Source organism: Dyadobacter sp. CY356 (assembly GCF_021440195.1).
GTDB lineage: Bacteria > Bacteroidota > Bacteroidia > Cytophagales > Spirosomataceae > Dyadobacter.
Window position 1 is genome coordinate 60692 of record NZ_JAJTSZ010000012.1, and the last position, 21161, is coordinate 81852.

22 protein-coding genes and 1 pseudogene are annotated in these 21161 nt (G+C 40.1%); 21 read left to right on the forward strand and 2 right to left on the reverse strand.

Annotation, left to right across the window (positions count from 1 at the left end; all coding sequences use genetic code 11):
* Positions 1 to 137 precede the first annotated feature (137 nt).
* Positions 138 to 1166: a type IX secretion system membrane protein PorP/SprF gene (locus LXL81_RS27350; RefSeq protein WP_255713964.1), complete on the forward strand. Its 1029-nt coding sequence runs from the start codon at positions 138 to 140 to the stop codon at positions 1164 to 1166.
* 109 nt (positions 1167 to 1275) lie between these two features.
* Positions 1276 to 2067: an NIPSNAP family protein gene (locus tag LXL81_RS27355; protein WP_234650948.1), complete on the forward strand. Its 792-nt coding sequence runs from the start codon at positions 1276 to 1278 to the stop codon at positions 2065 to 2067.
* 48 nt (positions 2068 to 2115) lie between these two features.
* Here the strand turns inward: LXL81_RS27355 and LXL81_RS27360 are convergent, their stop codons facing one another.
* Positions 2116 to 2556, reverse strand: coding sequence for a hypothetical protein (locus LXL81_RS27360; RefSeq protein ID WP_234650950.1), 441 nt, complete (start codon positions 2554 to 2556; stop codon positions 2116 to 2118).
* Positions 2557 to 2707: 151 nt separating this feature from the next.
* A complete protein-coding gene (gene murQ, locus LXL81_RS27365) occupies positions 2708 to 3511 on the reverse strand; it encodes an N-acetylmuramic acid 6-phosphate etherase (RefSeq protein WP_234650953.1) in 804 nt (267 codons plus the stop codon).
* Positions 3512 to 3847: 336 nt separating this feature from the next.
* On the opposite strand from murQ, the gene ilvD reads away from it, so the two are divergent.
* The 19 genes and pseudogenes from ilvD (at position 3848) to LXL81_RS27460 (ending at position 21064) form a co-directional block, all read left to right on the forward strand.
* A complete protein-coding gene (gene ilvD / locus LXL81_RS27370) occupies positions 3848 to 5533 on the forward strand; it encodes a dihydroxy-acid dehydratase (RefSeq protein ID WP_234650954.1) in 1686 nt (561 codons plus the stop codon).
* Between the two features lie 27 nt (positions 5534 to 5560).
* A complete protein-coding gene (locus LXL81_RS27375) occupies positions 5561 to 5809 on the forward strand; it encodes a CopG family transcriptional regulator (RefSeq protein WP_234650956.1) in 249 nt (82 codons plus the stop codon).
* Between the two features lie 13 nt (positions 5810 to 5822).
* Positions 5823 to 7583, forward strand: coding sequence for a biosynthetic-type acetolactate synthase large subunit (gene ilvB, locus LXL81_RS27380; protein ID WP_234650959.1), 1761 nt, complete (start codon positions 5823 to 5825; stop codon positions 7581 to 7583).
* A 54-nt stretch (positions 7584 to 7637) separates the two neighbouring features.
* Positions 7638 to 8171, forward strand: a complete 534-nt coding sequence (ilvN, locus tag LXL81_RS27385) for an acetolactate synthase small subunit (protein ID WP_090340612.1) — start codon at positions 7638 to 7640, stop codon at positions 8169 to 8171.
* A 296-nt stretch (positions 8172 to 8467) separates the two neighbouring features.
* A complete protein-coding gene (gene ilvC, locus LXL81_RS27390) occupies positions 8468 to 9514 on the forward strand; it encodes a ketol-acid reductoisomerase (RefSeq protein WP_234650961.1) in 1047 nt (348 codons plus the stop codon).
* 229 nt (positions 9515 to 9743) lie between these two features.
* A complete protein-coding gene (locus LXL81_RS27395; protein ID WP_234650963.1) occupies positions 9744 to 9956 on the forward strand; it encodes a type II toxin-antitoxin system HicB family antitoxin in 213 nt (70 codons plus the stop codon).
* Between the two features lie 62 nt (positions 9957 to 10018).
* Positions 10019 to 10204, forward strand: a pseudogene (locus LXL81_RS27400) (hypothetical protein); the annotation flags it as partial.
* Between the two features lie 22 nt (positions 10205 to 10226).
* Positions 10227 to 11486 (forward strand): threonine ammonia-lyase IlvA, encoded by a 1260-nt coding sequence (ilvA, locus tag LXL81_RS27405; RefSeq protein WP_234650968.1) that lies wholly within the window; start codon positions 10227 to 10229, stop codon positions 11484 to 11486.
* A gap of 56 nt (positions 11487 to 11542) precedes the next feature.
* Positions 11543 to 11851, forward strand: a complete 309-nt coding sequence (locus tag LXL81_RS27410) for a nucleotidyltransferase family protein (protein ID WP_234650970.1) — start codon at positions 11543 to 11545, stop codon at positions 11849 to 11851.
* Positions 11832 to 12173, forward strand: a complete 342-nt coding sequence (locus tag LXL81_RS27415; RefSeq protein ID WP_234650972.1) for a DUF86 domain-containing protein — start codon at positions 11832 to 11834, stop codon at positions 12171 to 12173. Before LXL81_RS27410 ends, LXL81_RS27415 begins: the two co-directional genes overlap by 20 nt.
* Before the next feature lie 10 nt (positions 12174 to 12183).
* Positions 12184 to 13032, forward strand: coding sequence for a helix-turn-helix transcriptional regulator (locus LXL81_RS27420; protein WP_090340628.1), 849 nt, complete (start codon positions 12184 to 12186; stop codon positions 13030 to 13032).
* Positions 13033 to 13097: 65 nt separating this feature from the next.
* Complete coding sequence (locus tag LXL81_RS27425) at positions 13098 to 13385, forward strand: nucleotidyltransferase family protein (protein WP_234650975.1); 288 nt, start codon at positions 13098 to 13100, stop codon at positions 13383 to 13385.
* Positions 13378 to 13719: a DUF86 domain-containing protein gene (locus LXL81_RS27430; protein WP_234650977.1), complete on the forward strand. Its 342-nt coding sequence runs from the start codon at positions 13378 to 13380 to the stop codon at positions 13717 to 13719. Before LXL81_RS27425 ends, LXL81_RS27430 begins: the two co-directional genes overlap by 8 nt.
* A 234-nt stretch (positions 13720 to 13953) precedes the next feature.
* Positions 13954 to 15357 (forward strand): 3-isopropylmalate dehydratase large subunit, encoded by a 1404-nt coding sequence (leuC, locus tag LXL81_RS27435; RefSeq protein WP_234650978.1) that lies wholly within the window; start codon positions 13954 to 13956, stop codon positions 15355 to 15357.
* A gap of 141 nt (positions 15358 to 15498) precedes the next feature.
* Positions 15499 to 15870 carry a GxxExxY protein gene (locus LXL81_RS27440; RefSeq protein WP_234650980.1) on the forward strand — a complete coding sequence of 124 codons (372 nt, stop codon included), beginning with the start codon at positions 15499 to 15501 and terminating at the stop codon, positions 15868 to 15870.
* 124 nt (positions 15871 to 15994) lie between these two features.
* Entirely contained in the window at positions 15995 to 16591 is a 597-nt protein-coding gene (gene leuD, locus LXL81_RS27445) for a 3-isopropylmalate dehydratase small subunit (protein WP_234650982.1), read from the forward strand.
* Between the two features lie 80 nt (positions 16592 to 16671).
* Entirely contained in the window at positions 16672 to 18255 is a 1584-nt protein-coding gene (locus LXL81_RS27450; RefSeq protein WP_234650983.1) for an alpha-isopropylmalate synthase regulatory domain-containing protein, read from the forward strand.
* Positions 18256 to 18537: 282 nt separating this feature from the next.
* The gene (gene leuB / locus LXL81_RS27455) at positions 18538 to 19608 is read left to right on the forward strand and encodes a 3-isopropylmalate dehydrogenase (RefSeq protein ID WP_234650985.1); all 1071 of its coding nucleotides are present in this window, start codon (positions 18538 to 18540) and stop codon (positions 19606 to 19608) included.
* Between the two features lie 301 nt (positions 19609 to 19909).
* Positions 19910 to 21064: a 2-isopropylmalate synthase gene (locus LXL81_RS27460; RefSeq protein ID WP_234650987.1), complete on the forward strand. Its 1155-nt coding sequence runs from the start codon at positions 19910 to 19912 to the stop codon at positions 21062 to 21064.
* Positions 21065 to 21161 lie beyond the last annotated feature (97 nt).

The window sequence follows — 21161 nt, forward strand, 5'->3', positions numbered from 1 at the left end:
TGTGTGGTAATGTCTTAAAAACCATGCTAATTTGAATATAATTACGCAATGTGGCGACAATTTGTGAATTAAAACCTGTAATTTTTTATGTCACTATACACAATTCGCCGTAAATAGCGGACAAAGTCTATTATTGTATGATAAAGCGTTTACTCTCTCTTATTTTTATGACACTGCTCAGCCTCGAAGGTTGGAGCCAGGACCCGCAATTTTCCCAATTTTATGCTAACCCCTTATACCTCAATCCCGCTTTGGCAGGTGGGGCATTAGCTCCGAGACTTACAGCCAATTACCGGAATCAATGGCCGGCTCTTTCTGCCAATTTTGTAACGGCATCTTTTGGTGCGGATGTTTTTCTTCCAAACTATAACAGTGGGATTGGTATTCAGGTCACAACGGATAGCCAGGGTTTGGGAAATCTAAAAGCAACGGATGTCGCTTTACAATATGCATACCAGATTGCATTGAATGAAGTAACCTCATTAAGGCTTGGTATTCAGGGCGGTTTTTCTTCCCGTTCTCTTGATTATTATGGATTAACTTTTGGTGATCAGTATAACAACGGCGGACTGACCGGCACGCCATCAACTGATCCTTTTGCACAAGGAGGCCCCAATGTTAGTTATGCTGACTTCTCAACCGGTATGATGGTGTATTCTGACTGGTACTGGGCAGGTTTATCGGCACATCACATTAACCGGCCGAATCAGGCATTTAGTGGTACCGAGGCAAGGCTTCCGGTAAAAGCTAGTTTACAGGCTGGTTTAAGAATACCGTTTGCCGGCTATACGTATTTGGGAGATGAGATTGATAAAGAAAAAACTATCTCTCCAGCCATCCTTTACAAGAAACAAGGAAAATATGATCAGCTGGATGTAGGTATGTATGTAACCATTGAGCCTTTGGTATTAGGAATGTGGTACCGTGGAATTCCTTTCAAAAAATATGAGCCGACGATAAATAATCATGAATCACTGGTTTTTCTGGCTGGTTTTCGTCAGGACAAATTTTCGATTGGATATAGTTATGATCTGACAATATCAACGCTGGGCGCTGGCAGCGGAGGTGCTCATGAGATTTCATTATCCTATATTTTTGAACCACTTACACCTAAAAAGAAAAGATCAAGAAGCAGTAAACATCAGCTTTCCTGTCCTAAATTCTAAAATAACATAAATTTTATTGTATTAAATCTGGCGTTTCGTTACAGTAAAATCCTAAACTGCTCCTCTTTTTGATATATACCAATCCTAAATATCACAGAGCAACAATTTTATGAACAATCCACAAAAACGAAATTTTATTTTAAGCATTTTAATGCTTGTTGTTTTATCAGTTAGTGCAATGGCGGCTCCGCCAAAAAGAGAATTTTATGAAATAAAAATATATCACCTGAAAGACAAAACGCAGGAAGCAGCGGTTGAAAATTATCTGAAAGAGGCTTATGTACCAGCCGCGCATCGTGCCGGAATTAAAGATGTTGGTGTATTTAAACCGGTTCCATCGGATACTATGAGCGGAAAACTGATCTATGTTTTGACACCGTTAAATTCACTGGATCAGTTACTTTCACTTCCAAAAACACTGGAAAAAGATGCAAAATACCTGGAAGCCGGAAAAGATTATCTTGACGCTTCTTACAAAACGCCTCCTTACACTCGTTTTGAAACTACAATCCTTCAGGCATTCACAACGATGCCAACGCATGCAAAGCCAAATTTAAAAGGTGCTAAAAGTGAGCGTGTATATGAAATGCGCAGCTATGAAGGACATACTGAAAGAAGATATCAGAACAAAGTAAAAATGTTTACCCAAGGTGGAGAAGTTCCTCTTTTCGTAAGATTAGGCTTTAATGCAGTTTTTTACGGAGAAGTAATTGCCGGAAGTCATCAGCCAAATTTGATGTATATGACGACTTTTGAAAATAAAGCTGACCGGGATGCACACTGGAAATCTTTTAGCGATGATGCTGAATGGAACAAATTGAAAGTTAATCCTGAATATCAGAACAACGTATCAAAAAATACAAGTTTCTACATGTATCCGACTGAGTATTCGGATATTTAATTGTTAACAATATTTTGAAAAAGGTCAGAACTATCGGTATACTTCCGGTTATTCTGACCTTTTTCTTCTCCAAAATCTCCTCCTGACAGGCTTGTCCTTTGCTATGGAATTGGAAGTAACTGCGATATTATTTTCAAAAAATATTTGTTTAATTTCATTTACAGAACAATCAAACTGAACGGCCAAAGTCTCAATTTCCAGACATTTGTTTAGATATTTGTTTATTAATTCCTTTTTTCTAAAATCTGTAAATACTCTCTTTCTAGGGTGATTCTTCCGGATTTCTGATTGATAGCTTACTAAGATTTGAATAATCTCATCCAAGTCAGACGGCCTTATCCTGATATTTGATTCTATTGTATCCAATTGATGAACAAATATGCTCTGACCAATTGAGACATAAAATAACCCGTTTGCGGCTTTTATCAGTTCGAGATTATATCTGCTTTTCTCCGTGTTGATAATTTCGGATTTTAATATTTCCTGCATAAGTGTATGTCGTAAAAGTGAAATCCCTTGATAAATCATCAAACGGATAATTTATTAAGGGATTAATATACAATTTACTCTACACAAAATATCTCAGCATTATACTCTAATCAAACAATTCATATGATATGAAAAATTTGATTAGCAGCTACTACTTCCTCACCGCCTCAATCGCGCCACGAACACTGCCATACTGATCCAGCAATGATTCCGCCTCATCCGGTGAAACACCTAATTCATCTATAATCATATGGATCGCACGATTTACCAGTTTTTCGTTGGTCATCTGCATATCCACCATTTTATTTCCTTTTACTTTTCCCAAACGGATCATCACAGCAGTTGAGATCATATTCAGCACCAGTTTTTGCGCAGTACCCGACTTCATTCTTGTACTTCCCGTCAGGAATTCCGGTCCAACAACCACTTCAACGGGGAACTCACAAGCGGCTGCGATAGGGGAACCGCCGTTGCAAACTACACAACCTGTCAACAAGCCAGCTTTTTTCGCTTCATTTAATCCACCAATCACGTATGGCGTACGGCCGGAAGCGGCGAGCCCGATTAATGTATCGTTTTCATTTAAATTATACGGAGCAAGATCAATCCAGGCCTGCGTCCAGTTATCCTCAGCATTTTCTACTGCTTTTCTAATTGCGATATCCCCGCCGGCAATAATTCCTACAACCAAATCGAATGGCACGCCGAAAGTTGGCGGACATTCCGACGCATCTACAACCCCCAGGCGACCGCTCGTTCCGGCACCGATATAAAATAAACGCCCGCCTTTTTTCATACGCGGAACAATCTCTTCGATCAACGCTTCAATTTGAGGAATTACCTTTTGAACGGCATTAGGCACGGTCTGATCTTCCCGGTTTATTGAGTTCAAAATTTCATTGACACTCATTTGATCGAGATTATTGTAGAGAGATGATGATTCGGTTGTTAGCATGGAATGTTGCATTGATTGAAAACCAAAATTAATTATTTTCTGTGAACGAACCTTTACCAAATAAATAATATGGGATTTATCTAAGTATATCCGCAAATATTTGGCCTAAAATTTGGAAAATAAAAAGATAGGCTCCTAATTTGTAACACCAAGTTAGAGTTAGCGAAATTTCGCTAAAACAAATATTTTCGTTTTTTTATTGATTTATGTTAATCGTACGTTCCATCTTCCTACTGATCGTAGTCACGTCTTTGACGTGAGTGAGATGTTAACGGCATATATCCGCACCTCACTCACCCGCTGAGTGAGGTGTTTTTTATCTTACAATAATTCACCATGGCGACAGAACTAAACAGATTTTCGAAAACCTTAACTCAGGAAGTTACTAATCCGGCAGCTCAGGCAATGCTTTATGGCATTGGATTAAAAGAAGAAGACATGGCAAAACCACAGATTGGTATTGCCAGTACAGGTTATGAAGGAAACCCTTGTAACATGCACTTAAACGGTCTTTCTGTTTATGTAAAACAAGGAATTACGGCTAATAACATGGTCGGCTTGATCTTCAATACCATTGGAGTTTCTGATGGTATGACCAACGGAAATGACGGGATGCGTTATTCACTTCCAAGTCGTGATATCATTGCAGATTCTATTGAAACGGTTGTTGCTGCGCAGTGGTATGATGGTGTGATCGCTGTGGTAGGTTGTGATAAAAATATGCCTGGTGCTGTTATGGCGATGGCGCGTTTAGACCGTCCTGCGATTATGGTATATGGTGGAACGATCCGTTCAGGTCATTATAAAGGACAAAAACTGGATATCGTTTCTGCTTTTGAAGCACTTGGTAAAAAGTTCGCCAACAATATTTCTGACGAAGATTATAAAGGAATCATTCAAAATTCAATTCCTGGTCAGGGTGCCTGCGGTGGTATGTATACTGCTAATACTATGGCTGCTTCCATTGAAGCGATGGGATTAAGTTTACCTTTCAGCAGTTCTTATCCGGCTACACACGAAGGAAAACAGGAAGAATGCAAAAAAATCGGTGCGGCAATGAAAAACTTGCTGGAACTGAACATTACGCCGAAAGACATTATTACAAAAAAATCGCTTGAAAACGCTTTGACGGTGGTTATGGCATTGGGTGGTTCTACAAACGCAGCATTGCACTTTCTTGCGATTGCTCGTGCAGCAGATCTTCCTTTAACATTGGATGATATTCAGGCAATTTCCAACAAAGTGCCGTTTATCGCCGATCTTAAACCAAGCGGTAAATATTTCATGGAAGATATTCTTGCCATTGGCGGAGTACCTGCGGTTATGAAATATTTGTATTCAAAAGGACTGATCCACGGTGAATGTTTGACAGTAACCGGAAAAACTTTGGCTGAAGATTTGGCTGAAGCACCGGATCTTAATTTTGACACACAAAAAATTATTTTCCCGCTGGAAAACCCCATTAAGTCATCAGGACATATCCAGATTTTATACGGCAACCTTGCTCCAACGGGTTCTGTTGCAAAAATTACTGGTAAAGAAGGTTTGACATTTGATGGCGAAGCAAAAATCTGCGAGCATGAAACGGAGATTATTACCATGCTTTCCAAAGGAGAAATAAAAGAAGGTCACGTGGTGGTTATCCGTAATGCCGGACCAAAAGGCGGACCAGGTATGTCAGAAATGTTGAAGCCAACATCTGCGGTTATGGGAGCCGGACTGGGTGATAAAATTGCACTGATCACAGATGGTCGTTTCTCAGGAGGAACGCACGGATTTGTGGTGGGGCATATCACTCCGGAAGCATTTGACGGTGGCCCGATCGCACTTGTAAGAGATGGCGACAGAATCACAATTGATGCAAACACACGTCAACTGATTGTGCATATTTCTGATGAGGAAATGGCAGCACGCAAAGCGGCATGGGTACAGCCAGCACCGAAATTTACAAAAGGTATGTTGGGAAGATATATCCGCACGGTGAAATCTGCCAGTGAAGGATGTGTTACTGACGAAGCGTAATATTTCGTGCAAAAAGTATTGACAATTATGCAAGTCACATACACCAGCAAATTACCTGACACGCTACTCAAAGAATTAGAGTTAGTAGCGGCTAAGTTGAAGACGAGCAAAAAAGATGTCATTGCTGCGGCTCTTACCCATTATTTCGAAGAATTAAAAAAGGCTGAATACATAGCGTCTTTTAAGAAAGCAAAAGGTGAGCCTGAGATAATTGAAATGGCCGAGGAAGGCTTCGGAGATTATTCAAAATTGAGATTAAAAAATTCATCCGACTAAATAAGTAGAGGTCATGGAATTTAATGAAAACCAAACACAAACAACCGGAATCGCTGAGCAGCCTGTTTCGGTAGCAGCACCAGAACTGATCAACGGTTCTCACGCACTGATCCAGTCATTGATTATCGAAGGCGTCAAAACGATCTTTGGATATCCGGGCGGCGCGATCATGCCGGTCTACGATGCTATTTATGACTATCAGGAACAAATTGATCATATTCTCGTACGTCATGAGCAAGGTGCCGCACACGCTGCTGAGGGATTTGCCCGCATTACTGGTGAGGTTGGAATATGTTTGGCAACATCAGGTCCTGGTGCTACGAATCTGGTTACAGGAATTGCCGATGCAATAATCGACTCAACACCAATGGTATGTATCGTTGGTCAGGTTGGATCTCATTTGCTGGGAACGGATGCTTTCCAGGAAACTGATATTATGGGTGTTACGATTCCAATTACAAAATGGAATTACCAGATCACCAATCCGGATGAAATCCCTGAAATCATTGCAAAAGCATTTTATATAGCAAAATCCGGGCGTCCTGGTCCGGTGCTGATTGATATCACAAAAGATGCCCAGCTGAAATTGATGTCAAAACCATTTGACTATAAAAAATGCGAAAAACTGCTGAGCTATCGTCCACGCCTGTCGCCAAAAGAAGAGCAGGTGGAAGCGGCTGCAAAGCTTATTAACGAATCTAAACGTCCGTTTTTATTTTTCGGCCATGGCGTACAAATTGCGCATGCGGAAAAAGAACTATTGCAATTTATTGAAAAAACAGATGTTCCTGCGGCTTCAACCTTATTAGGACTTTCCTCTGTTTCTGTCGACCACCCGAATTATGTGGGCTGGTTGGGGATGCATGGAAATTATGGTACCAATGTTCTTACCAACCAATGTGATTTAATTATCGCGATTGGTATGCGTTTTGATGACCGCGTGACAGGTGATTTGAGCCGTTATGCAAAACAAGCCAAGGTTATCCACATCGAAATTGACCCTGCTGAGATCGATAAAATCAAAAAAGCAGACGCGCCGGTTGTAGGTGACGCCAAACGTGCTTTGGAAATGCTTTTACCACTCGTGAAAGAAAATAATCACGAAGCATGGAGAGCGGAATTCAAGAAATTTGATTCGATTGAAGATGAAAAGATAACGCAGCCGGAACTTGCTCCGACTACGGAGAAAATAAAAATGGCGGAAGTTATCCGTACCCTTTCCAATAAAACAAAAGGAGAGGCAGTTGTGGTAGCCGATGTTGGTCAGCACCAAATGATGACAGCGCGTTATTATCAGTTTAAAAAACCAAATTCGTTCATCACTTCCGGTGGTTTGGGAACGATGGGATATGCGCTTCCAGCAGCCTTCGGAGCGAAAGTAGGAGCACCTGATCGTGAGGTTGTAGCGATTATCGGTGACGGCTGTTTCCAGATGACGATTCAGGAATTAGGAACCATTGCGCAAAGTGGTTTGCCTGTTAAAATCATCATATTAAATAACAATTTCCTGGGTATGGTTCGCCAGTGGCAACAGCTTTTCCACCAGAAACGCTATTCATTTGTGGAACTTCAAAACCCCGACTTTATCACGATCGCAAAAGGTTTTGGTATCGACGGACATACATGTGGCGCAAGAGAAGATCTTAACGATTCGCTTGATAAAATGCTTGCTTCCGACAAACCATATTTATTGGAAGTATTGGTTGAAAAAGAAGAAAACGTATTCCCAATGGTTCCAACAGGAGCTTGTGTAGCGGATATCAGACTGGAATAATGTAAATGAATTTTCAGAAATCACTTGCATTTTTTCACTAGACATTAAAGAATCATGACAACTTACACCATTTGCGTATTTACGGAAAATACGATTGGGATATTAAACAAGATCACAACCATTTTCACCCGTCGCCGTATTAACATCGACAGTCTGACTGTTTCGGAAACGGAGCGTAAGGGTATATCCCGCTTCACCATCGTCATTCGTCATGAATCGCGTGAGGCTGTTGAAAAACTGGTTCGCCAGATCCGTAAGATCATCGAAGTGCTTGCCGTTTTTGGTTATCTGAACGATGATATTGCTTACAATGAAATTGCGATGTTTAAAATTTCAACGCCAATCGGAGCAAAACCTCTTGATATTGAAACGATTAACAAAGTATATAAAGCCTGGGTAGTATATTGGCACCTGACTTATGTGATCATTCAGAAAACAGGTACGGAAGAAGAAATTTTCGAATTCTTCAACTATATCAAACCACACGAAATTCTTGAATTCGTACGCTCAGGACGAGTTGCAGTAAGCAAATCTCCTCAGACACTGGTGGATTACCTGCCGGAAGCGGAATGGGAATATTATATGTAGGAGTTGTGTTTGTGTCTTATCCTAAATCAGGAGGCTATTACAGAGGCCATTTTAGAATAACAATCATGATTGCTATAAACAGGATGCTTCTCCGAAGCACTGGATTAAGCAATTTAAATAGCAAATTTTGAGTAGAAAGCCCTGGAAGGGCTGCCTGTTTATAGAACCAAATAATTCCCGACTTGACAAAACTCCGTAGGAGTTGCCTGTCTGGCAAATGTTAACAAAGAAATATCAAATCCATTTTTAGTAATATTGTCCTTTAATTAAGTAATCAATAATTCAATTAATAATCAATGGCAAAATTAAATTTCGGCGGGGTCGAAGAAGAAGTAGTTACCCGCGAAGAGTTCCCACTAGAAAAAGCCCGCGAAGTACTATCTACTGAAACCATTGCCGTGATCGGATACGGTGTTCAAGGTCCTGGTCAAAGCTTAAACATGCGTGACAACGGATTTAACGTAATCGTTGGACAACGTAAAGGTGGTAAATCATGGGATAAAGCGGTTGCTGACGGATGGGTTCCTGGCGAAACACTTTTCGAACTTGAAGAAGCTTTGCAAAAAGGTACTATAATTTGCTATTTGCTTTCTGACGCCGCTCAAATCGAATTATGGCCAACTGTTAAGGCTAATTTGACTGCCGGAAAATCATTGTATTTCTCACATGGTTTCGGTGTAACTTATAAAGACCAGACTGGAATCGTTCCTCCTGCTGACGTAGATGTATATCTTGTAGCGCCAAAAGGATCAGGAACTTCTCTTCGTCGTTTGTTCGTAGAAGGAAAAGGTTTGAACTCATCTTTCGCTGTGTTCCAGGATGCAACTGGTAAAGCACGTGAAAAATGTATCGCAATGGGTATCGGTGTTGGTTCAGGATATTTGTTCGAAACTGATTTCTACCGTGAAGTTACGTCTGACCTTACAGGCGAGCGTGGTACTTTAATGGGTGCTATCCAGGGAATTTTTGCTGCTCAGTATGAAGTTCTTCGTTCAAACGGACACACGCCATCAGAAGCTTTCAATGAAACAGTTGAAGAATTGACGCAATCATTGATGCCTCTTGTTGCCGAAAACGGTATGGACTGGATGTACGCAAACTGCTCTACAACAGCACAACGTGGTGCTTTGGATTGGTGGAAACCTTTCCGTGACGCTACAAAACCTGTTTTCGAACAACTTTACAACTCAGTAAAATCGGGAGAGCAAGCTACAATTTCTATCACGCGTAACTCACAACCTGACTACCGTGTGAAATTGGAAGAAGAACTAGCTGAACTTCGTGAATCAGAAATCTGGCAGGCAGGTGCTACGGTACGTAGCCTTCGTCCGGAGCGCGGATAATTCATTGATTTTGAATTGGATTTCTTTTTTGAAATTTGAAAAATATATACCCCTGATTTCGTTAAGAGTCAGGGGTACTTTTTTAGCATTGAAATCTGTTTGTTTATCCTCCACATTTTATCAATTTAGATTTGTGGTTGATTGTGGTTTGCCCTGTTGTTAATGCGAAAGCTCAAATTGCTGTCTGATTCAAAAAAATGTATATTTGGTAAGTAACAAAGATGAAATCATGAAAGAGATCGTTTTCCTAATAAACGAAGCCGAAGAAGGCGGATATACAGCCAGGGCATTAGGCGTATCCATTTTTACTGAGGCAGAAACTATGGAAGAACTGAAAAGTAATATTCAGGAAGTTCTTGAATGTCATTTTGATGATCCTGCCGACAAACCTAAAATCGCTCATCTTCATTTTGTAAAAGATGAAGTTTTAGCAATCGTCTGATGAAAATCCCAACCGATATTTCAGGAAGAGATTTATTAAAACTTTGAAGCAAACATTTTGGATATGAAAAAACCAGACAGGTAGGTAGTCACATGAGAGCAACCACTACTTTAAATGGTCAGCACCATATCAGCATTCCTGATCACAAACCCATAAAAATAAATACTTTACGCGGTATCGTTAAAGATATTGCCGAACACCATAATAAAGATCCAAAACTCATTTTCGAATTGTTTTTTGGTCAATAAATAGTCATTGCACTCCGAAATAATGAATCCTTCATCTCAGACATCCCCAACACTCGACAACATTTTCCTCGCTGCCGAAAGGCTTCGTGGAATCATAAATCACACTCCATTACTTTATAACGCTCATTTATCGGAGCAGTATGAAGCTAATATCTATCTAAAAAGAGAAGATCTTCAAACAGTTCGTTCCTATAAAATCAGAGGCGCTTATAATAAAATGGCAAGTCTGAGTGCGGAGGCATTAGCGGGAGGTGTGGTTTGTGCGAGTGCGGGAAATCATGCGCAGGGCGTTGCTTATGCGTGCCGAAAAATGGAAGTGAAAGGTGCCATTTTTATGCCAACCACTACGCCGGCCCAGAAGGTGAAACAGGTTCGTTTGTTTGGAAAAGAGTGGGTTGATGTGCATTTGGTAGGCGATACTTACGATGATGCTTACCATGCTTCGGTTGAATATCAAAAAGAAAATAACGCCACTTTTGTTCATCCTTTTGATGATTTACAGGTTATTGAAGGACAGGGAACGGTAGGTTTGGAAATATTCAAAGATGCCAATTTCAGAATTGATTATCTGTTAATGGCCATTGGCGGCGGGGGATTGGCTTCTGGCATTTCGACGGTTTTCAAACAACTTTCTCCAAAAACACAATTGATCGGTGTGGAGCCACTTGGTTCTCCAACGATGCAAAAATCAATTGAAGAAGGCCATGTGGTAACTTTGGATCACATTGACAAATTCGTAGACGGAGCGGCCGTTCGTCGTGCCGGAGATATTACTTTCGACATTTGCAGCAAAAGTCTGGATAAAGTTTTACTGGTTCCGGAAGGAAAAGTTTGCTCGACTATTCTTCAATTATATAACGAAGAGGCGATTGTAGCCGAGCCAGCCGGTGCATTAACCGTGGCTGCACTCGACATGGTAAAAGATGAGATTAAAGGAAAAAATGTCGTCGCATTAATTAGTGGCGGAAATAATGACATTACCCGCACGGAAGAAATTAAGGAACGTTCGCTTCTTTACGAAGGATTAAAACATTATTTCATCATCCGTTTCCCGCAACGTTCCGGCGCATTTCGTGAGTTTTTAAATGTGCTTGGACCAAATGACGATATCGCACGATTTGAATACGTAAAAAAAACGAATCGCGAACAAGGTCCTGCATTAGTAGGTATTGAATTGAAAAACCGTGAAGATTTTGAGCCGTTGATCGAGCGGATGAATGAGAATAGGGTTGTGTATGAATATCTGAATGATCAGCCGGATTTGTTTCAGTTTATGGTTTAAATAGCTGTATTTAATTATAAAATATTAAATTTATATTTTATAATCTACAATTAGGCATGGTGCAGAACAAACAAGAGGTTTTTAAATTGATTCAAAATCACAAACCTGCTATTCAGCAACTAGGCGCTGAAAGGATCGGCCTATTTGGATCATTTGTTCGTGAAGAGCAAAAAGATGGAAGTGACGTTGATCTTATTGTTGAATTTAAGGAAGGCAAAAAAACCTACCGAAATTTCATGAACCTCGCTGATTATCTGGAAACTTTACTAAATAGAAAAGTTGAACTTGTGACTTGGGAGTCGTTAGCCTCATTTGTTAAAAGAAACGTTCAAGAAGAAATAGAATATGTCACCTTCACTGATTGAATTTTTGCAGCATATAGAAGGTGAGCTTATTTTTATTAAAAAAAATACGTCTGATCTTGACTTCGAAGAGTTTGTAAATAACGATTTACTTACAAAAGCAATTGTAAGAAGTTTTGAAATAATAGGCGAAGCTTCCAAAAGAGTGCCGGATGATGTCAGAATTAAGTACCCTCTATTTGACTGGCGGGGATTTGCAGGATTGAGAGATCGTATGATTCACCATTATTGGGGAATTGATTATGCCCTTCTCTGGGACGCCATTCTAACAGAGGTTCCTTTCAATTTACTTTGGATAAAGTTAATCATTGAAAGAGAACAATAATTAAAAAAAATTGCTACGCGTCCCTTCCCACATAAGCTCCCAGGAATTTGAATCCTTAAAGATTCAGGATATGACTTTTGTTGCTTATCGCAATGAAGTATATCCATCCCGTTACGAGGTTTTCTTTGAAGAACATGCAGTCATTGTGGTTCTGGAAGGTGAAAAAAAATTCAGCAGCCCGACGCAGGAAGTTTATGTTGAAAAAGGAGATATCCTTTTTATTCAGCGTGGGTTTTATCTGATGTCTGAATCAATCAATGAATCGTACAAAAGTCTGGTTTTCTTTTTTGATGAAAAGTTGTTGAGGGAATTTGTGAATCTTCACCCCGAACTTTTTAATCCTGACGAAGCAACAAATACCCTCGAAAATCCTATTCTCCCGCTGAAATCAGATGAGAATTTTGAAAAATTTATTCAATCTGTTTTTCCATATTTCAAATCAAGAACAGAATTAAAAAACCATTTTCTCCGGCTGAAATTCCAAGAATTACTACTTCATTTACTGGAATTGGATAAATCGAAACAACTTAGAGCGAATCTTTACAGTTTGTATATTGGAGAGAAAGTGGATCTGTCATTTTTAATGAACAGTTATTACCTCAAACCGCTTACGTTAAACGAACTCGCCAGATTATCCGGCAGAAGTCTATCCGCTTTCAAACGAGATTTTCAGGAAGAATTCAAAACCTCACCTGCGCTTTGGCTGAAAAATAAACGATTGGATTACGCTGACTTTTTGTTAAGGAATAATACCAAAAACGTGACGGAAATCAGTACGGAAATTGGGTATGAAAGTGTGTCGCATTTTATAAAAATGTATAAGGAAAAGTTTGGAGTGACGCCGAAGAAGCATGGGTAGTTTCCAGCGTAATCATATTCTCTATCAATTTATTATCTTTGTTTATACTTTCAAAGACACACAGTATGGAAACGCAGCCAATTCTTCAGACACTTCAAAAAAACAAGAGCCATTTCTTTAAAAAATATCCTTTAAAGTCAATGGCGTTGTTCGGATCCTACGCGAGGAATGAGGCAAAGGAAAAAAGTGATGTCGATATTATGGTGGAATTTTCAAGCCCGGTAGGTTTCGAGTTTATCGATTTGGCTATGGAATTAGAAGATGTATTACACCAAAAAGTCGATTTGGTAAGCAGGAAGGCAATAAAGCCGTCAATGTTTCCACACATAGAAAAAGATTTGATCTATGTCTGAGCGCATTCCAAGATTATTACTGGAAGACATGCTTGATTCAGTGACTCACATCTATAAATATACAGAAGGTTTTAACTTTGATGATTTCATTGCAGATCGTAAGACGAGAGACGCAGTCATAAGAAATCTGCAAGTATTAGGCGAAGCCGCAAATAGAGTTCCTAAGGCTATCCGCGAACTTTATCCTGAAATCGAATGGATGAGAATCATCAGATCCCGGCATATTTTAGTTCACGATTATGCGGGAATTGATTATGAAATTATATGGAGAATTGTTGAAATCCATTTACGTCCACTTCAAGAAACCTTGACTGTCATACTTGACAATAAATAGTACTCACCCAATCTATTTTTAAAAAATTCCCAGAAAACGATAAAGATTTCCGCCCAACCCACCTCCTCAAACCAAAAACACTATTTTTTGAACGTTTCCCGTCATACTTATTTGAAGTATTCTGGTGAAATTTGTTTTCCTGATTATTTTACCGGTCGACTTCCGGTCTAAGCAGTCTTTTAGCTGTCAATCAGTCACAAAAATATTAGGTACCTATTTCACCATAAATTGAGAATGAGTAATCAAGCGAGTACCCTTTTTGACAAAGTGTGGGATTCACACGTTGTTCGTAAAATTGAAGATGGCCCGGACGTATTTTTTATCGACCGTCATTTTATCCATGAAGTAACCAGTCCGGTTGCATTCCTGGGACTTGAAAGCAGAAATGTTGGTGTTATTTATCCGAACCGTACTTTCGCAACGGCCGATCATAACACGCCTACTATCAACCAACACCTTCCTGTACAGGATCCACTTTCTGCAAAACAGCTGGATGCATTGGAGTCAAACTCTGCGAAATACGGTATTTCGCATTGGGGACTTGGTAATGTAAAAAATGGTATCGTTCACGTAGTCGGTCCTGAAAACGGAATTACACTTCCTGGAATGACGATTGTTTGTGGTGATTCACATACATCTACACACGGTGCATTTGGTGCTATTGCTTTCGGAATTGGTACTTCTGAGGTTGAAATGGTACTTTCTTCTCAGTGTATTATGCAGCCAAAACCTAAAAAAATGCGTGTAAACGTAAATGGAAAATTAGGTAAGGCGGTTACTCCAAAAGACGTTACGCTATACATTATTTCAAAACTGACAACAGCAGGCGCTACGGGTTATTTCGTCGAATATGCTGGTGATGTTTTTGAAAATATGTCGATGGAAGGCCGTATGACGGTTTGTAACATGAGTATCGAAATGGGTGCCCGTGGTGGTATGATTTCTCCTGATCAGACTACTTTCGATTATATCGAAGGCCGCGACCAAGCTCCAAAAGGTGAGAAATGGGACAAAGCGTTGGCTTACTGGAAAACTTTGAAAACAGATGAAGGTGCTGTTTTTGACAAAGAATATACTTTTAACGCAGAAGATATCGAACCAATGATCACATACGGAACAAATCCGGGAATGGGTCAGGGGATTTCATTGAATATCCCAACGGCGGAATCAGTAGAGGGCGGAAAAGCGACATATGACAAATCGTTGATTTACATGGGCTTCCATGAAAATGAATCGATGTTGGGCAAAAAGATTGACTATGTATTTATCGGGAGCTGCACAAACGGCCGTATCGAAGATTTCCGCGCTTTTGCATCGATCGTAAAAGGACGTAAAAAAGCGGATAACGTAACTGCCTGGGTAGTACCCGGTTCACATATCGTTGAAGCGCAAATCAAAGAAGAAGGAATTCTTGACATCTTAACCGAAGCAGGTTTCGAACTTCGTCAGCCTGGCTGCTCAGCATGTCTCGCGATGAATGATGATAAAATACCAGCAGGTAAGTATGCAGTAAGTACCTCAAACCGCAACTTCGAAGGTCGTCAGGGCCCGGGAGCACGTACGCTTTTGGCTAGTCCATTGGTTGCAGCGGCAGCGGCGGTAACGGGAGTTGTTACTGATCCGCGCGACTTGCTTTAACCGGTGAAGGTTACACAGAGGTTCTCAGAGTCAACAAAGAGAACCACAGAGGTTGTGTTAAAATAAACATTACTAGTCTATCCTGTGTGACCTGAATATCAGTTTGTGGTATATGATGTTGAATCATAACCACAAGGAATAATGGAAATTAATGAAATTACCGGAGAGATTATTGGGTGTTGTATTGAAATTCATAAGGAACTAGGTCCTGGGTTACTTGAATCTGCTTATGAAGAATGCCTGGCTTACGAGTTAAGCAATGCGGGTTTGTATTTTGAAAGACAAAAGGCACTACCAGTTCGATATAAAGAAATTCAAATTGAATATGGTTACCGAATGGATTTCATAGTTGAAAATCAGGTAGTAGTAGAATTGAAAAGTGTTGAAGTTATTAATAACGTTCATACAGCTCAAATTCTCACATATATGAGATTTTCCGAAATGAACGCAGGCCTGTTAATCAATTTCAATGTTTCAGTATTAAAAAACGGTATAAAAAGATTCATAAACTGACCGTGACACAGAGAACCATGGAGTTAAAAAGAGAGCCACGGGGAGCTTGGGTTTGATAAAAAACAGAATTTCTGTGTCCCTCTTTCAACCTCAGTGAACCTCTGTGTAACCTAAAAAAATAAAAATGGCTTACGATAAATTCACCATATTAAAAAGTACGGCAGTTCCTTTGCCGATTGAAAACGTTGATACGGATCAGATCATACCAGCGCGTTTTCTCAAAGCTACAAAACGTGAAGGTTTTGGAGATAATCTTTTCAGAGACTGGCGCTACAATGGCGATGATACTCCGAAACAGGATTTCGTATTAAACAACCCGATTTATTCCGGTAAAATCCTTGTAGGCGGACGCAACTTCGGAAGCGGATCCAGCCGTGAACATGCTGCCTGGGCAATTTACGATTATGGTTTCCGTTGTGTAGTATCAAGTTTCTTTGCAGATATTTTCAAAGGTAACTCGCTGAATATCGGAATCTTACCAGTTCAGGTAAGTGAAGAATTCCTTGACAAAATATTCCAGGCTATTGAAGCAGATCCAAACGCAGAACTTGAAGTAAATCTTCCGGAACAAACGATCACAATCGTTGCATCGGGCGAAAACGAAAAGTTTGATATCAATGGCTACAAAAAACACAATATGATCAATGGTTTTGATGATATTGATTATTTGCAGGCGATGAAAAGCGATATCACGGAATTTGAAGCACAGCGACTATACTAAATAGCTATCAGTTATCGGCAATCGGCAATCAGCGTTTTTGGCTGATAGCCGACTGCCGACTGCCGAAAGCCGACTGCCCCATGAATAAACGCTACATAGAAATAATGGACACGACACTCCGGGATGGAGAACAAACATCCGGTGTGTCGTTTTCCGCATCTGAAAAGCTGACGATAGCTCAGCTCTTGTTGCAAGAAGTAAAAGTTGACCGCATAGAAATCGCTTCGGCACGTGTTTCCGAAGGAGAATTTGAAGCGGTTAAAAAAATTACAAACTGGGCAAATCAAAACGGTTTTATTGATAAAATCGAAGTTTTGACTTTTGTTGATGGTGACGCGTCCATTAACTGGATGCTCAATTCGGGTGCAAAAGTGATGAATTTGCTAACAAAAGGATCTTTAAATCACCTCACCTTTCAATTAAAAAAGACTCCGCAGCAGCATTTTGAAGATATTGAACAGGTTATTGAACTTGCACAATCGAATGGCATAAGCTGTAATGTTTATCTTGAAGATTGGAGTAATGGTATGCGTACCTCCCGTGAATACGTTTTTGCTGCGCTCGACTTTTTGACAAAACAACCTGTAAAACGGATTTTACTGCCCGACACGCTGGGAATCCTTACGCCTTCTGAATCTTATGAATTCGTAAAATCAATCGTCGATCGATATCCTGACAATCATTTCGAATTTCATGCCCATAACGATTATGATCTGAGCATTGCCAACGTAATGGAAGCAATTCGCGCAGGTGCACATGGACTTCATTTAACCGTTAATGGTATGGGCGAAAGAGCTGGAAATGCTTCTTTGGCGAGTACCATAGCCGTTATAAATGATTTCATGCCGGAAGTTGAGACTTCGGTTGTTGAACGGTCCTTGTATAAAATCAGTAAGATTGTTGAGACATTTTCAGGTATAAGAATTCCTTCTAACCGGCCGATTGTTGGCGAAAGTGTTTTTACGCAAACTGCTGGTATTCATGCAGATGGAGATAAGAAAAATAATCTCTATTTCAGTAATCTGATGCCGGAACGTTTTGGAAGATTGCGTTCTTATGCATTGGGTAAAACTTCGGGAAAAGCGAATATTGAGAATAACCTGAAAGATATCGGAATCACATTATCGGATGCAGATATCAAAAAAGTTACTCAGCGGATCATCGAGCTGGGCGACCGGAAAGAGGTTGTAACGCCGGAAGATCTACCGTATATCATCTCTGACGTGCTTGATAGCAACGCGATTGAAGAGAAGGTTGTCATTCTGAATTATGTATTAACACATTCGAAAAATCTGAAACCATCCGCAACTTTGCAGATTAATTTTGGTGATGAGATTTTTGAGGAAAATGCACAGGGCGACGGTCAGTATGATGCGTTCATGAATGCGCTGAAAAAGATCTATGCGAAAAAAGGAATTTCATTGCCGATGTTGACGGATTACACCGTACGGATCCCGCCCGGAGGAAAAACGGATGCGCTTTGCGAAACAATTATCACCTGGGAAATAAACGGTAAAGATGTAAAAACCAGAGGTTTGGATTCTGACCAGACCGTTTCTGCGATCCAGGCAACACAGAAAATGTTGAATTTACTGGGTGTGCCGAGTGCGCTAAATTTGATCCCAAAGTTGGAAGAGGTTAACTCGGAATTTCAAAAAATATAAAATATCAAAGTAGATTAGGTTATGTCACCCTTTCAGGGTTAAAATCTTAGTTCGATCTATCCATTTCTATAATAATGTCATCCCTTCGGGATTTTCAATATGCGATTTTAATCCCGAAGGGATGATATTATTATAGAAAAGTGATTCGCCCCCAACAACTTTTAAGCCCCGTAGGGGCGGCCTATCACCTTGATACTGAATACTATAAAATTTAAATCAAAAACCATAATAACCCGTAAAGCCAACTAGCCGGCCAGCGGATTATAAATTTTAACCATAATAATGAAGAAGAACATCTTAATAGTACCTGGTGACGGAATCGGGCAGGAAGTTACAGAAGTTGGAAAAAAAGTTTTGATTAAAATTGCTGAGAAATTCGGACATGAATTTACTTATGACGAAGCATTAATGGGCCACGTTGCGATTGAAGCAACAGGAAATCCACTTCCGGACGAAACTTTAGAAAAAATGCGTGCTTCTGATGCGATTTTATTCGGAGCCGTTGGTCACCCGAAATATGATAACGATCCAACTGCAAAAGTTCGCCCTGAGCAAGGTTTGCTTAAAATGCGTAAGGAACTTGGTTTATATGCCAATTTACGCCCTATCAAACTTTTCGATGAGCTATTGGGTGCTTCTTCGATCAAACCTGAAATCCTTAAAGGTTCCGATATCCTTTTCTTCCGTGAGTTGACTGGTGATATTTATTTTGGAGAGAAAGGCCGCAAAAATGATGGAGATACTGCTTACGACATCGCTGAATATAGTCGTTATGAAGTAGAACGTATAGCGCGCAGAGCATTTGAAGCAGCCCGTACACGTGGTAAAAAATTATGTTCTGTCGACAAAGCAAACGTTTTGGAAACAAGCAGACTTTGGCGTGAAGTGGTTCAGGCGCTTGCTCCTGAATATCCGGACATTACGGTTGAACATCAGTTTGTTGATTCGGCTGCGATGATGCTTATCAAAGATCCACGCCGTTTTGATGTGGTTGTAACAGCGAATTTATTCGGTGATATTTTGACAGATGAAGCAAGTCAGATCGCTGGTTCAATGGGCATGTTGGCTTCTGCCTCGGTAGGAGACAGCACAGGCGTTTATGAGCCGATCCACGGTTCAGGACATGACATTACTGGTATGGGTGTTGCTAATCCAATGGCTTCGGTACTTTCTGCCGCTTTGCTGCTTGATATTTCTTTCGGTTTGAAGGCTGAATCTGACGCCATTATCTCGGCGATCGACCAGGTTTTGAAAGCTGGTTTCCGTACACGCGATATCGCTGATTCAACCACTGCACCAGAATTTATTCTTGGAACGGATGCGATTGGAGAAGAGATTTTGAAACGTATTTGATATAAAAAATAAGATTCATTATAAAATACATCTTTTTTTGAATTTTCATTAAGAATGATTTGTGCAACCAAAATCTTCTTAGTACTTTGCAGAAGAAAATCGCAGTCAGCGAATTTTCGCAAATAAAATAAAGATGAAACTTATTGACAATTGCATTTTTCTACTCATTCAGAGTAACCCGTAACAAGGAGAAAGGCATTGTCTTGAATAGATCAAAAACCCTTTCTCTAACACGGAAAGGGTTTTATATTGTCCTAAAATTAGTAAATTCGTAATTCAATCTTTAATCACAGTACCCACAATGAGTCAACGAGTTCAAATCTTCGACACAACATTACGCGACGGCGAACAAGTACCGGGAAGCCAATTGACAACAGAAGAAAAGATAATTGTAGCTACACAACTCGAAAAACTGGGGGTAGATGTTATTGAAGCCGGATTTCCTATTTCAAGTCCAGGTGATTTCAGATCAGTAGTAGAAATTTCAAAAGCAGTTCGCGAACCAATTATTTGTGCCCTTTCGCGCGCTGTAACCGGCGATATCGATGCTGCCGGAGATGCACTTGAATTTGCAAAAAGAGGCCGCATCCATACCGGAATCGGCTCATCAGATATTCATATTCAGCATAAATTCAATACGACAAGAGAGAAGATTCTTGAAAGAGCAATTGCTGCTACTAAATATGCAAAAGGAAAAGTAGAAGACGTAGAGTTTTATTGCGAAGATGCAGGAAGGGCAGATCTTGTTTTCCTGGCACAATTGGTTGAGGCTGTGATCGCTGCGGGTGCAACGGTGGTAAATATTCCTGATACAACGGGATATTGCTTACCGGAAGAATATGGTGCCAAAATCAAATATATTTTCGAAAACGTAAAAGGAATTCATAACGCAACAATTTCTATTCACTGCCATAATGATCTTGGTTTAGCGACTGCTAACTCATTGGCTGGTATCCGTGAAGGTGCGCGCCAGGTGGAAGTAACCATGAATGGAATTGGTGAGCGCGCCGGAAATACTTCTTTGGAAGAAGTAGTAATGGCTTTAAATGTTCACAAAGAACTAGGTTACGAAACGGGTGTAAATTCGCAATTGATTTACCCTACCAGCCAGTTGGTATCAAAAATGATGCGCATGCCGGTTCAGGCGAATAAAGCGATTGTTGGACGTAATGCTTTCGCACATTCGTCAGGTATTCATCAGGATGGCCACTTAAAAAATACGCTGAATTACGAGATCATGAACCCGCAGGATGTGGGTGTTGATAAATCGGATATCGTATTGACAGCACGCAGCGGCCGCCACGCTTTAAAACACCGTTTAGAGCTTTTAGGCTTCTCTTTTGAGAAAGCAATCCTGGATGATCTTTACAAAAAATTCCTTGATGTAGCCGATTTGAAGAAAGAAGTTAACGATAAAGATTTAGTGGATTTGGCACGTACGGTTGTCGTCGCTTAATATTTTTCATACATCATTTTGGATAATTACCTGAATATGAATTTGATGTTACAATGCTTTTTTGTAACATTACATATCAATAACATCCATCAGATTA

Coding starts and splice junctions, on each gene's coding strand:
- LXL81_RS27350 (WP_255713964.1), top strand. CDS start 138: ATGATAAAGCGTTTACTCTCTCTTATTTTTATGACACTGCTCAGCCTC.
- LXL81_RS27355 (WP_234650948.1), top strand. CDS start 1,276: ATGAACAATCCACAAAAACGAAATTTTATTTTAAGCATTTTAATGCTT.
- LXL81_RS27360 (WP_234650950.1), bottom strand. CDS start 2,556: ATGCAGGAAATATTAAAATCCGAAATTATCAACACGGAGAAAAGCAGA.
- murQ (WP_234650953.1), bottom strand. CDS start 3,511: ATGCTAACAACCGAATCATCATCTCTCTACAATAATCTCGATCAAATG.
- ilvD (WP_234650954.1), top strand. CDS start 3,848: ATGGCGACAGAACTAAACAGATTTTCGAAAACCTTAACTCAGGAAGTT.
- LXL81_RS27375 (WP_234650956.1), top strand. CDS start 5,561: ATGCAAGTCACATACACCAGCAAATTACCTGACACGCTACTCAAAGAA.
- ilvB (WP_234650959.1), top strand. CDS start 5,823: ATGGAATTTAATGAAAACCAAACACAAACAACCGGAATCGCTGAGCAG.
- ilvN (WP_090340612.1), top strand. CDS start 7,638: ATGACAACTTACACCATTTGCGTATTTACGGAAAATACGATTGGGATA.
- ilvC (WP_234650961.1), top strand. CDS start 8,468: ATGGCAAAATTAAATTTCGGCGGGGTCGAAGAAGAAGTAGTTACCCGC.
- LXL81_RS27395 (WP_234650963.1), top strand. CDS start 9,744: ATGAAAGAGATCGTTTTCCTAATAAACGAAGCCGAAGAAGGCGGATAT.
- ilvA (WP_234650968.1), top strand. CDS start 10,227: ATGAATCCTTCATCTCAGACATCCCCAACACTCGACAACATTTTCCTC.
- LXL81_RS27410 (WP_234650970.1), top strand. CDS start 11,543: ATGGTGCAGAACAAACAAGAGGTTTTTAAATTGATTCAAAATCACAAA.
- LXL81_RS27415 (WP_234650972.1), top strand. CDS start 11,832: ATGTCACCTTCACTGATTGAATTTTTGCAGCATATAGAAGGTGAGCTT.
- LXL81_RS27425 (WP_234650975.1), top strand. CDS start 13,098: ATGGAAACGCAGCCAATTCTTCAGACACTTCAAAAAAACAAGAGCCAT.
- LXL81_RS27430 (WP_234650977.1), top strand. CDS start 13,378: ATGTCTGAGCGCATTCCAAGATTATTACTGGAAGACATGCTTGATTCA.
- leuC (WP_234650978.1), top strand. CDS start 13,954: ATGAGTAATCAAGCGAGTACCCTTTTTGACAAAGTGTGGGATTCACAC.
- LXL81_RS27440 (WP_234650980.1), top strand. CDS start 15,499: ATGGAAATTAATGAAATTACCGGAGAGATTATTGGGTGTTGTATTGAA.
- leuD (WP_234650982.1), top strand. CDS start 15,995: ATGGCTTACGATAAATTCACCATATTAAAAAGTACGGCAGTTCCTTTG.
- LXL81_RS27450 (WP_234650983.1), top strand. CDS start 16,672: ATGAATAAACGCTACATAGAAATAATGGACACGACACTCCGGGATGGA.
- leuB (WP_234650985.1), top strand. CDS start 18,538: ATGAAGAAGAACATCTTAATAGTACCTGGTGACGGAATCGGGCAGGAA.
- LXL81_RS27460 (WP_234650987.1), top strand. CDS start 19,910: ATGAGTCAACGAGTTCAAATCTTCGACACAACATTACGCGACGGCGAA.